At 31.3% G+C, this 12,296-nt stretch carries 9 protein-coding genes; 3 read left to right on the top strand and 6 right to left on the bottom strand.

Translation table 11 applies throughout. The features are described 5' to 3' along the window. The 6 genes from WMO19_RS09050 to hpf all read right to left on the bottom strand — a co-directional run. Nucleotides 1-344: IS110 family transposase (locus tag WMO19_RS09050; protein WP_349171512.1), on the bottom strand; the 344-nt coding region annotated here is incomplete at its 3' end. A gap of 372 nt (nucleotides 345-716) precedes the next feature. Continuing rightward, entirely contained in the window at nucleotides 717-1,877 is a 1,161-nt protein-coding gene (locus WMO19_RS09045) for a protein kinase family protein (RefSeq protein WP_349171511.1), read from the bottom strand. A 1-nt stretch (nucleotide 1,878) separates the two neighbouring features. Then, entirely contained in the window at nucleotides 1,879-4,542 is a 2,664-nt protein-coding gene (locus tag WMO19_RS09040) for a DEAD/DEAH box helicase (protein WP_349171509.1), read from the bottom strand. Continuing rightward, nucleotides 4,535-6,307, bottom strand: coding sequence for a site-specific DNA-methyltransferase (locus WMO19_RS09035; RefSeq protein WP_349171508.1), 1,773 nt, complete (start codon nucleotides 6,305-6,307; stop codon nucleotides 4,535-4,537). Before WMO19_RS09035 ends, WMO19_RS09040 begins: the two co-directional genes overlap by 8 nt. Further along, complete coding sequence (locus WMO19_RS09030; RefSeq protein WP_349171507.1) at nucleotides 6,300-6,515, bottom strand: helix-turn-helix domain-containing protein; 216 nt, start codon at nucleotides 6,513-6,515, stop codon at nucleotides 6,300-6,302. Before WMO19_RS09030 ends, WMO19_RS09035 begins: the two co-directional genes overlap by 8 nt. Before the next feature lie 839 nt (nucleotides 6,516-7,354). Further along, nucleotides 7,355-7,876 carry a ribosome hibernation-promoting factor, HPF/YfiA family gene (hpf, locus tag WMO19_RS09025; RefSeq protein ID WP_349171505.1) on the bottom strand — a complete coding sequence of 174 codons (522 nt, stop codon included), beginning with the start codon at nucleotides 7,874-7,876 and terminating at the stop codon, nucleotides 7,355-7,357. A 144-nt stretch (nucleotides 7,877-8,020) separates the two neighbouring features. Here hpf and WMO19_RS09020 point away from each other — a divergent pair, with 144 nt between their 5' ends. The 3 genes from WMO19_RS09020 (at nucleotide 8,021) to WMO19_RS09010 (ending at nucleotide 12,162) form a co-directional block, all read left to right on the top strand. Beyond that, on the top strand, nucleotides 8,021-8,914 hold the full coding sequence (locus WMO19_RS09020; protein ID WP_070611693.1) for an FUSC family protein: 894 nt from the start codon (nucleotides 8,021-8,023) through the stop codon (nucleotides 8,912-8,914). An 8-nt stretch (nucleotides 8,915-8,922) separates the two neighbouring features. After that, on the top strand, nucleotides 8,923-10,668 hold the full coding sequence (locus tag WMO19_RS09015) for a hypothetical protein (protein WP_349171503.1): 1,746 nt from the start codon (nucleotides 8,923-8,925) through the stop codon (nucleotides 10,666-10,668). A gap of 186 nt (nucleotides 10,669-10,854) precedes the next feature. Beyond that, complete coding sequence (locus WMO19_RS09010) at nucleotides 10,855-12,162, top strand: YjiH family protein (RefSeq protein WP_349171501.1); 1,308 nt, start codon at nucleotides 10,855-10,857, stop codon at nucleotides 12,160-12,162. The last annotated feature ends 134 nt before the right edge of the window (nucleotides 12,163-12,296 follow it).

Genomic DNA, 12,296 nt, shown 5'->3' with positions numbered 1-12,296 from the left:
CAATACATTAGTCCATATTCTGCTATTTGTTTTGCATCTATATTGTCATTTTTTGCTTTTCTAAAGTTTAATGCTCGACAAAACTGTTTCATCTTTAATGGATTTATTACTGCTACAAAATACCCTCTATCTTTTAATTCATAAAGTATTGGTAGATGATATTTTCCTGTTGCTTCCATTGTTATTTTTACTTTTTCTTTTAATTTTTCTAGTTTTTCTAAAAATTCTCCTACTTTGGTTTTGTTTAGAGAAACATCAAAGGGCTTCCAGAATATTTTGCTTCCTTGTTCTAATGCACAAATTGTAAATTTCTCTTTTGATATGTCTATTCCTACAGATATCATGGCTTTCCTTCTTTCTTTTTCTTTTGTAGTTTCTACCTGCACCATTACACTCTTTTTAGCTTGTGACACGGACGTTTTGCCCAACCTGCTTAACCGAATATGAATAATGAAGAGGTAGCTGACAGTTTTTTTGGCGGATGTTTCAACCCTAAAAGCACCTCGTCATACTACTTCTTCATTATACAAAAATAGTGCAAGATAGGAATTACTTCCTTTCTTACACTATTTATGGTACTAAAAAGGACGCCTAAAGGCTCATTGAATTAGGGATTTAGAAAAACTGATTTAGAGAGTCTTTAGGTGGCAAAAGAAGAACGACCATACAAAGGATAGAAATGCTCCTGTATGGTCGCTTTTTGTGATTAACATAACCTATAGCTTTTTAACTGCATTTATAATTTCATCGACAGATTGATATCTTTCTGATAAATTTACCGATAGCCCCTTATTTACAAAGGAAGATAGATTAACATCTTTTATATTGTCTATTCTCGTTTTTCCAGACATTACAAAGTATACTAACCTAGTAATTGCAAAGGTTTCGTGTAAAATCCCATAATTATAGAAGCCTTCAGTTAGTAATCTTGGGTCATTGAAATATCCTTTAAATTCTGTGTTTATTGTAGTTAAATTATTATCTGGAACTTTGACCAATCCAAAATCAGAGACTTTTATTACATTCACATCATCATACTTCTTTAATAAGATATTTTTCGGGCTTACATCCCTGTGAAACAAACATTTTGAGTGAATATATCTAAATGCTCTTAAAATTTGATTTACAATTAATTTTCTATCACCTTGTGTGAGTTTAGAATTGTTTTTTTGAATATAATCATATAAAGTGCAGTCCATAAATTCCATGATATATTCATTAGTATCATTTTCATACCTATATACTTCAACGATATACGGTGATGAAAGTGAATTCATTTGTTCAAATTCTTGCTTAAATCGTTTAACTTCCTTTTCATTTAAATGTTTTTTTGCTCTTTTTAAAACAAATTTTCTATTATAATAGTCGTCAAAAAAAGAAAATACTTTAGCATATGAGCCTTCACCTATTAGTTTTAGCTCAATATTTTTCTCTGACAGTCCTGAATCAATTTTTATCGTATTTACCGGTAGTAATATTGGCATTGTATAGTATATTTCAATTTTTTCCATGTTCGGCGGTATTTGACTACCTCTACTGTTAGAAAGAAACTCTTCTGACTTTCTAAAAACTTCTTTATAGTAATCAACAATTTCAAAGGCATATTCTGAATTTTTCAATGTCCTTTGCATACTTAAAGCTATATCAATAGCAAAAATTAATTTTCTACTTGGATCAGCCCAAAAATAATTACCGTTTTCTCTGGTTGGCAGTCTTTGATTCATTAACTTGTAATTTTCAACACAAAGATGATGTATAGTTGCAAAAATTTCTTGTAATTTTTGTGATTTGAAACATTTATATAGCTCTATAAACTCAATGTTTAAATCAGAATAAATTTCACGATACTGCGATTCTATATAATTTTCTATATTCATTCTAGACCTCAGTAAATCTATTAACTAGGTTATTGAAAGATGAACTAGGTAATATTTCCTTTGATGGAATGAAAACATATTTCCATCCTTTCTTAGAATTTTCTTTTGCCCAGTTAGTAACTACATCACAAAATTGAACTGCCTTTTTACTCTTTGCTATGACATCAGCATCTTCAATTTTATCTTCTCCCTTAACTTCAACAATGTAGAAATAATCTTCAGTTTCTACAACAAAATCTGGTACATAATGCTTACCTCTATTGTAATTTATATTAAATTCATTCTGTGCTGGTCTAAGCCATTTAGTTACTTTTGAATCTTTTTCTAATATTCTGGCAAGAATAAGTTCAGGCTTACTATCAAACTTTGCACTAGAAAATACACCTTTCATTATTCCGTCAAATAGTATGGATTTAATATTCTCATTATAATTTTCATATAAATTAAGCTGTGTTTTCCATGTATAAGTTTGTGGAAAGTTGTAGTCTCTTACCCCCATTACAGAATATTTTATAAAACTATTCTCGCTATAAAAATGGTCATCTGCCATCATTTGGTCATATATTTTGTTAGCTATATCCTTCTTATTTATAAAAACAATGTTTTTCATTTGAGCAGCTTCATATTTTTCTTCATAATGACTTACTACTTGTGAAATCAACTTAAATAAAAGAGAAGAAGACTTTTCATAATCTATTTCAGGCTTAGATCTTAACAAATCAAGAATTTCTTTTTTTGGATTAAAACTATCAAAGTCTATAGAATTCACATCGATATGTTTAACATCGGAAAAATCCTGTAAATTTTGTATTATAAGATCATTTTTTACTGGTGCGTGATTAAAAACTTGTAGATCTAAATCAAAATCAATAAAGCCATACTCAGTAACCCCAGCATCTATTATTTTAAGCCTAGGAATAGAGATGAATCTATTTTTTGTTTCTTCACAAGTTTGTTCAACAGTCTTATCAATTAAATCATCTATAACATTCTCATTCTTTTTGTAAGCATCAGACAACTCTTTATTATCTTTGAGTTTATTCTTTACTTTTTTTGCAACTTTTTTCTTTTGCTCATTAGAAATATTTACATTATTGCTGTGACTAATCTCCTTAATTACCTCATCTTTTACATGACTTATAGTCTCATCAATTAGCTCATCCGATTTTTCTCCTTTTTCTATTCCTATAGCATAGGCTTCTTCTTTAACTTTATCCTTATCCAACTCCGAAGTAGTTTGAGCAGTCGATATATTCTCTTCAATTTCTTCAAGCTTGATAATATTTCCCGCTTTAAAAATAGAATCTCCCTTTTTAGCCTCATCTAAAATATCTTGAAATTTATCATGTGCAGTTAAATAAACTCCATCAACTATTTCATTGCCTGTTCTATCTCCATAAGGAAGTCTTAATCCACGTCCTATCATTTGCTCTCTCAATACCTTTGAAGCAGCAGTTCTTAACGGAACAATTGTATACAGGTTATTGACATCCCATCCTTCTTTCAGCATATTGACATGAATTACTATCTCTACAGGATTGTCATATTTTTCCACATCAAGTAGTAATCTTGTGTTTTCTTCACTCTCGGCACCAGATTGTTTAGAATGGACTACGATAGTTTTATTCTTATATAAACCCTCGGCAAATTCATCTGATTTTACAAAATTTTCAACCCAAGTAGCATGGTCTGTATCCTTGCACACAATCATCATAAATGGCTTAACTTTCCTGATAAGATTGTTTTCTGAATTGTTATTATTATAATAGGCTTTTAGCTCAATTTTGGATCTCTCATGAAGTTTTAGACCATCTATAATCATAAGCTTATCAAGTTCTTCATCTCCAAAATTGTAGAAATTTATATCTGTTCTAGTTCCAGCAAAAGGTGTTCTTGTATACCCATCTTCAATGGCTTTAGATAATGGATATTCATATACAACATTTTTAAAAGGAATTTGTTTTGCACCACTTGTGACAATAGGAGTTGCGGTAAGTTCCAACCCCAATAGAGGATTGAGTTCATTAAGAGCCTGCATACCTTTTTCTGCACGATAATGATGAGATTCATCCATAATTAAAACCAAATCTTCTAAATTTGCCAAATATCCGTAGAAGGATTCTCCAATTAATTCGTTTATCTTTTTCATTTTCGAACCTTCTTTATTAAACTTATCGATATTAAAAACAAATATACGTACATCAGATTCGAAGAATGAGATGGTCTTCGTTCTATAGTCGTCATCTGTTATTACTTCAGGTGGTTTGTGAAAACACCCTAGTCCCTTAAATACATATTTTGAATTTGAAGGATCTGATAAATCTTTTTTTAACTTTTCGTATACAGTCGTACCTGGTGCCACAACAAAGAAATTTTTAATATTATGGTTTGTGTAAAGATATGCAATAAATGCTCCCATAAGCCTAGTTTTACCAACACCAGTTGCCAAAGCAAAAGTTAATGACAAAAACTCTCTTTCAAAATCAGAACATATCGGATACATAGCATGAACCCCACCTAGAGCAGCCTTTAAGTTCATACCCTTCTTTATATTTAATGATGTCATAATTTCTTCTAATACTTTTAAAGATTTTTCTTGTGGTTTTCTTAAAGACATAACTCCACTAATATAATCTGTGGTGTATTCACTAAATATACTATTCATTTTCACATTCCTCCTCATCTTCATAACCTTCATAAATTGGAGGACTTATAATATTTAAATTATAATTATCCATATCAAATTCACACTTTGAAAGCAGCATTTGTGGAATCTTTTTTATAGTAATATTAGGATATTTATCACTAATATCACTATCAAAGGACTTACAAGCTATTACTAGATACTCTTCATCTTCCATAGTGGTTTTTATTGATTCAATATAGCCACTATTTATGTGCCTTGTAGTTACGAAGAGATATGAGTTTTCATTTGCTTTAGATTGTTTCCAAAAAAATTCAGAATCTGGACCATATTCAAATCCCTCATGTAATGCAACAGCTGCTGCCAACATATCAGGATTATAGTCTTTGTTTATAATATATTCTCCAAAAGCATCTCTATTTATTAAACTTTCAGCAAGTTCGTAGAATTTATAAGCTCCACCGCCATGCCATTTTATGTCTTTTGAAATTCCTGATTTGTCACTTCCATCTATTACTTTATCCAAACGAACCTTACAATGAGTATAGGCGTGTGATCCCATTTCTATACCAATAAATTTTCTATTTATCTTTTGAGCCACAGCACAAGTTGTACCTGAACCAAGAAAACTATCTAAAACTAAATCTTTCTCTTTTGTAGCCATATTAAAAATTTGTTTTAGTAAGAATTCAGGTTTTTTGCTCATAGGGAATCTAACTTTTCCCTCACTCGCAACATTTTTCATATATGGATTCATATCCCAATATGTACCCTGTGCATCTTTTTTATATAATTCACCATCTATTATTTCAGAGGTGTCACGTAGCCAAACAAATAGATTACAATTTTCATCTTTGTAAAACTGTTCGTATAGTGTTCCTTTGTTCTTGCCAGTTTTTGGAATATATTCAATTGAAATATATTGACTCGTTATTTTATTTTCTTTCCTATAATCAATTATCCTTTTTCTTATTGATGATTGAGCATTAGTTGTTCTAAAAATATTAATACCATATTTTTTATAAACTTCTTTTTCTGGTATATTTTTTTCAGAAGCTACTTGCTTTATAGACTTTGTTACTACATTCTTCCTAATATAAACTTTTATCTCATCACCATCACCGTCAATAGTAGAACCATGATAAATTTTTTCACCTTCATCTAATAAAACTGTCGTATATTTCCAACTTTTACCTTCATCTTTATATTCTTTCACCAAATCTGATATTTCAGTATACTTGTATGCGCCTTCAAAAGGTTTTAATAAATTATAATTTTTAGCGTACACTAAAATATATTCACAATTCTTTTTTAGTCTTTTATCTTCTCCACCACCAGAAGCACCAGCTATGTTCTTCATATTAACAGAAATCATATTTACAAAATTACTTCTTCCAAATATTTCATCACATAAAACTTTGAGGTAAGCTTGCTCCTCTTCATCTATTTGTATCCATATACTGCCATCATCTGATAATAATTTTTGAAGTATAGTGAGTCTACTTCTCATTAAATTAAGCCATATACTATGCTCTAAATTATCATCATAATGTTCAAATGCATTCCCTGTATTGTATGGTGGGTCTATATAGATACATTTAACTTTTCCTGAGTAATTATTTTCTAAAGCTTTTAGAGCTAATAAATTATCACCATGTATAAGCATATTTTCGGTATTAGGATCATTTGATGTATTTGATTTTTCTTTATCTTCAATAAGTATTCTAGGCTCAACTTTTATTTCATTTTCTTTACCATACCAAGTAAGTTCAAGCTTATTACTCATCGTATCCCTCCAATCTATATTCCAATACTTCCGATATATCACATTTAAAATACCTACAAATTCTGCCAAGTATTTCCATACTAACATTCTCATCTCGTCCCATTTTAGCTATGGTATGAGGAGTTGTATTTATGGCTTTTTGCAGGTCTAATTTATTCATCTTTTCATCTATCAATTTTTTCCATAATTTATCATAGGAAAATCCCATAATCCACCTCAAGTTAATCTTCTACTTTATACAGTTTTTCTATAATATTATACCACATTCTACAACTTAATCTTTACATATTTCTTAAGACGGATTTATTTCCGTCTTTTTTTAATTCAAAGAATTAAATCTTCTAAACAACTAATCAAAACCATCATTTTTATCCTAGGGCTAGTGAAGGGAGAAATATTTTAATAACTGGAAAATTCATCCTAATTCCTACTTATACAGGTAGATGAAGAAATAATTACTCAAAACCTTTAAAAATGTCCTGAGTCTATTAGGAGAAGAAAATTTTTAGGATAGGTTTAAAAAACTATGTTTTTCTTCGCCTGTGATATGAGAGGAAAAATAAAACCTAACAAAACATCAAAAATGTCCTAGGGCTAGTAGAGGGAGAAATTTTTTTACAGGTTAAAAAGCTTCTGAATTTCTTCGCCTGTTATTTGGGAGGAGAAAATATTTTTCAAAATAACCGGAAAATTACTTCTCAATCTTACTTATACAGGTAGAGGATAAAAAGATTACTCAAAATTCTTCTAACTGTCCTAAGAAAGATGAGGGGATATTTCTTCTTCAAAAAATATGAAAGGAGTAGATATGTTAATTTAGAAAATATACCAGAATATCTAAAAGAAAATGCAAGCTGGTGCTTATGGAAATATGAAGCAAGAAACAACAGGTACAAATTTAAAGAAACAGACCATTTGGATTTATTGGAATTTTATAGGGAAAATTGACATTTAAAAATCGGCACAAAGGTCATACCTCCATGCCGATTAAATTTTAAGGAAATAAATCCCTAATTAAGAGCCCCTAAGCGCCCATAAATTTTTATTTTATACTTCAATCTTTCCGTAATTGCCATCTTTTCTCTTGTAGACAATAGAAACAGCTTCAGTATCTGCATCTAAGAATACGAAGAAATTGTGATTTAAAAGTTCCATTTGAAGAATTGCTTCTTCTTCCTTCATTGGACTAAGTTCGAAATTCTTTCTCTTAACGATTTTGTTTTCAGCTTCGTCCTTTTCTTTTTCAACAATTTCATCGAATCTAATAGTTTCGTTGTTTTGGTATCTTCTCTTTAATTTAGTCTTGTGTTTTCTAATTTGTCTAGCAAGTGCATCCACAGCGTTGTCCATTGAAGAGTACATATCGTCTGTAGTTTCTTCTGCTCTAATAATTGTCTTAGGTAAAAATATTGTAACTTCAACAGTTTGTTCTTCTCTTACAGTAGAAAATACAACTCTCGCGTTGGCTTCTTCAGAAAAGTATTTATCCAATTTGGAGAATTTTTTTTCTGCCACATTCTTTAAAGATTCTGTAAGTTCAATGTTTTTTCCAACAAAGTTCAATAACATAAATGTCACTCTCCTTTTCTTTGTTAATTGTTTACCCAATTTTTACAAATACTATCAAGACTTTGGCAAATTATCAAAATGTACTTTTATATCCATTATTGATATAATTATCTTGCATATTAAAAAAATAGATGGGAGGATTACATGGCTATCAAAAATAAATTTGATTACAAATACAGAATTGGCATGCGTGCAATTAAGACGGCCCTAGCTGTTGTAATTGGACTTTATATCTCCTACCTTTTAAACTTAAATTCGCCAATATTTGTATCCATCGCCGCAGTTTCTTCCATGAAGCCATCAATGTCAGAATCACTTAGCGACATGAAGAAGAGACTTTTTACCTGCGTCTTTGGAGTAATACTTGGCTATATAAGTTCCAAAATATCTGTGCCCAATTTAGTTGAGCCCCTTATAGCAGGCCTTGGCATTTTAATTACAATCTATATACTTTCTGTAATAAAGATGCGTGACATGGCACAACTTTCTTGCATAGTTTTCGTTGCAAGTTTTTGCTCCGACTCAAATAAGGCTCTCTACGCCGTAAATAGGATCCTAGGAACAGTTATAGGAGTTGTTGTTGGCGTCCTTGTAAATTACTATATATCCTCACCCAATATCGGGGAAGATTTTATTGCAGTTTCAAAAAAATGCTACCAATCAGCAAATAGGGTTTTGAGAGAAATAATTTACGACAAGAGGGCAAATTTATCTGATTTTAACGAAAATTTATCTAATGCAAATACTCTTTATAAACTTTTGGAAAAGGAAATAAAGACTCCTTTTCATCACGACCATTCTCTTGATAAAGAAACAAAGATCGTCTCCCTGCTTGAAAGCATATCTGTTCGGCTAGAGGTAATAAATAATATGAACGCAAATTATTTGAGCGAAAAAATTTCCGAAGATGTCAATAGCCGCTACAACTTAGATGAGCCCTCTTCTCATAACTTAACTGAAGTGGATAGCGTCTATAATTATCACATAGAATATATTTTGCGATACATGGATGAACTAAAGGAATTAGTTGAAGAATAGGTGAAAAAATGAATTTAACTACAAGAGAAATTTATGAAATAGGAAAAAAACTCTTGAGCCAAGCAAGCATTGGCTTTGAAAATTTTATAAATGAAATTGAATTTGCTCCCATTACAGAAAATCCCTATGTAATGGTAAGAGATAGAGACGAACTGGCAGCCTTTATGCTCTTTGACTTTGAGGAGTATGAGGATAATGCAAAGAGAGTTTTAAAGGGCATACTAGAAGAGCTCGAAGTTCCTGAAGAAAATTATGCTTATCTTATAAAAATTTTCAGGGACTCCTATGTGTCCCTTTTTAGGATAAGGAAAGAAGATGACCACTTTACCTTTTACGATGTCCTTTTAGATGAATATATAGAAGTTGAAAATTACACAAAGATCAATATTAGCAAAGATGAATTTGGTCTCTACAGGATTTTTGGTCATGAAAATAAAAAATCCATACTTCAAGTAATTCAAATTATGGAGGAGAAAGTCTTTTTTTCTTTTTCAGAAAATCTCATTAGTTTATTCAGACACATAGAGGACAATTACGGTCCCATAAAAATGAATAAGGACTTCTTAAAAAGAGAATTTTTAAATATCATTGCCGTCTTTGGCGTAACTTTAGAATCTATAAATAATTATTTTCTCCATCCCAATGAAGACCTAGAAGATTTAGATGGCTTGGAAGATTTTGGTCACTTGCTAAGGTCTTTTTATGAAGAGGATCTTCTTATAGCCCAAGACACACAGTTATTTCAAAAAATTTTCCCTGGTGAGGATGTGGAATTTATAATGGGCTTCTTCTTCACTCTCTTCTCAAAGTTAAGTCGCTGCCTAAGCCTTGGTGATTATGAAGAAGAAAAGACCTTCAAGGATTATGACCTAGACTACAAGGAAATGATTAAAGACCTTTGCGAGGCTGGAGACTTCTTGTCGAGAGAAGACTTAATAAAGTCCATAGACTTTTTGCTTGTCTTTTATGGACAGCTTCAAATCATGGGCAGGGGTGTAAAAAATATTTTAAAAGATTTAGGCGAAATAAAGAACAACATATTTTATTATATGGAACTTTTGAAAAACAGTGAAAGCGGCTTTTACTCTGATGACAACATCCTAGATATACTTTATGACAACAAGAAAGCAGTCTTTGGCAACAGTTTTATAGAAAACTTCGATAGCTTTATCACTTTCCTGGACATGAACTATGTGAATTTGTTAAAGTCAGGGGATCTTTCTCCCGCTATGCTAAAAGAATTTTCATCTACCATAAATCTAAAGCCCACAAAGGATGTTAAGACCCTAAAAAATAAGCACCTTCCACTAATTGAGCTCTACCTAAACTTTATGCTGAAAAAATATTTGACCTTAATAAGCGGAGATTACTTTCCACAAGAACTTTTTCTCACAGATTATGCCGATGAATACCAAGCCCTTGACGACATAACTAAGCTTTCCCTCTGGGTTGAATCCTTGACTAATAAAAAGTTTCTGGAAAGCTCCTTTGGCATAAACTACGAAAAATATAGTGGCTTTGTGAAAGATCTTTTGAAAGACTTAAAAGATGTAGAAGAGATAAAAAATAGGGACTTTGCAGAAGATGAAGTCGCCCTTTTAAATATTTTAAAAGATTTGGAAATAATAAATATAAAGGAATCTGATAAAAGTATAAAACTTACAAAGTTTGGCAAAGACATTTACAATTACTACACAACAGAAGATGTAAATACTGACAACATTATAAAAGTTAACTTCAATGATGAAAAATAAAAAATTTTGAGCTTGTCCACTAGCTTGTGACAGGCTCTTTTTTTATGGAAGTTTAAAAAATTTCCCTTATCTTAAATAATTTTTAAAAAAATAAGTTGAAACTTAGTCAACTTTCGTTTTATCCGCTACTGCTGTGGTATAATAAAGCTTAACCATAGTATATTAATATAAATTAAGGAGGACATTATGGAAAAGAAAAAATTCAACTCGACGGACATTGCACTATTTATTTTTTATTCACTTTTTGGAATTTTTATGTTCTTTGTGCCTGTTACAATTGGCGGAGCAAAGAGTATACCAATTGACCACATCACAAGCCTTGTGAAAAAACTTCCAAATTACAATTTAGTTTTCGGAGTTTTCATGGTACTTGCCGGTATAGCCTATGCAATAAAAACTAAATCTTGGCAAAAGAGTAAACTTCACTCAGTATTCTTTGCAATTAAACTTGTAGCCTTAGTCTTTGTATTCATGTATGTAACTAATAAGGGTCCTGCAAGAATTTTTGATGGTGATATGCTTCCACTTATTTGGAACGGAATCATGGTATCTGTAGCTACAATCGTGCCAATTGGATCAGTTTTCTTGGCATTCTTGACTGGCTTTGGACTAATGGAATTTATTGGTGTATTTATGGAACCAGTAATGAGACCAGTCTTTAAAACTCCAGGTAGATCAGCAGTAGATGCCGTTGCATCCTTCGTAGGCTCTTATTCATTAGCACTTTTAATTACAAATAGAGTTTACTTGGAAGACACTTACACAAAGAAGGAAGCAGCAATTATAGCAACAGGTTTCTCAACAGTATCTGCAACATTTATGATTATAGTTGCAAAAACTTTGGACTTGTTAGACTACTGGCTAGCCTACTTCTGGATTACACTTTTTGTAACATTTTTAGTAACAGCAATAACAGCAAGAATTTTCCCACTAAATAGAAAACCACAAGAATATTATTCTGGAAAAGAATATGTACCTGAAGAAAAGAAAAAAGTTACTTTTGGTGAAGCCATAGAAGCAGGTATGGAAGCTTACAAAAATTCTGGCTCACTAGCATCAGTTGTAAAAGATAACTTTATCGATGGATTTAAAATGGCACTTAACATTGCCCCATCACTTCTTGGCGTAGGTATGATAGGACTTTTACTTGCAGAGTACACTCCAATCTTTGATATTATTGGCTACATCTTCTACCCATTCACACTAATTACTAGAGTAGAACAACCACTTATGGTGGCACAAGCCCTTGGCATGAGTATAGCAGAGATGCTTTTACCAGCTCCCGTGGTAGCAAATGCAGGACTTGGACTAATAGCAAAAATGCTAGTAGCAGTAGTTTCTGTTTCAGAAATCCTATTCTTCTCAGCATCAATTCCTGTAATGATGGGAACAGAAATACCTCTAAAATTCTCAGATTATATTATAATTTGGATTGAAAGAGTTATTTTAAGTATAGTAATCACTATGCCAATACTTTATCTATTCTTTAGATAAGTTAAAATAATTTAATAAATTTTAAAAACCAGGTTTATTTCATTTGCCTGGTTTTTTTAGGCTCTATGTCAAATATTGGGGAGACTCGTTAACTCGAGTCTCTCTTTTCATTTAAAAATCAATACTTAGACGCT

Origin of the sequence: Peptoniphilus hominis (ex Hitch et al. 2025) (assembly GCF_040096015.1) — a bacterium.
Lineage (GTDB): Bacteria > Bacillota > Clostridia > Tissierellales > Peptoniphilaceae > Peptoniphilus_A > Peptoniphilus_A hominis.
This window is presented reverse-complemented; position numbering and strand designations above follow the sequence as displayed.

Excerpts from the sequence above, each read along its gene's own strand:
- WMO19_RS09045 (WP_349171511.1), bottom strand. The coding sequence starts at position 1,877 with ATGAATATAGAAAATTATATAGAATCGCAGTATCGTGAAATTTATTCT.
- WMO19_RS09040 (WP_349171509.1), bottom strand. The coding sequence starts at position 4,542 with ATGAATAGTATATTTAGTGAATACACCACAGATTATATTAGTGGAGTT.
- WMO19_RS09035 (WP_349171508.1), bottom strand. The coding sequence starts at position 6,307 with ATGAGTAATAAGCTTGAACTTACTTGGTATGGTAAAGAAAATGAAATA.
- WMO19_RS09030 (WP_349171507.1), bottom strand. The coding sequence starts at position 6,515 with ATGGGATTTTCCTATGATAAATTATGGAAAAAATTGATAGATGAAAAG.
- hpf (WP_349171505.1), bottom strand. The coding sequence starts at position 7,876 with ATGTTATTGAACTTTGTTGGAAAAAACATTGAACTTACAGAATCTTTA.
- WMO19_RS09020 (WP_070611693.1), top strand. The coding sequence starts at position 8,021 with ATGGCTATCAAAAATAAATTTGATTACAAATACAGAATTGGCATGCGT.
- WMO19_RS09015 (WP_349171503.1), top strand. The coding sequence starts at position 8,923 with ATGAATTTAACTACAAGAGAAATTTATGAAATAGGAAAAAAACTCTTG.
- WMO19_RS09010 (WP_349171501.1), top strand. The coding sequence starts at position 10,855 with ATGGAAAAGAAAAAATTCAACTCGACGGACATTGCACTATTTATTTTT.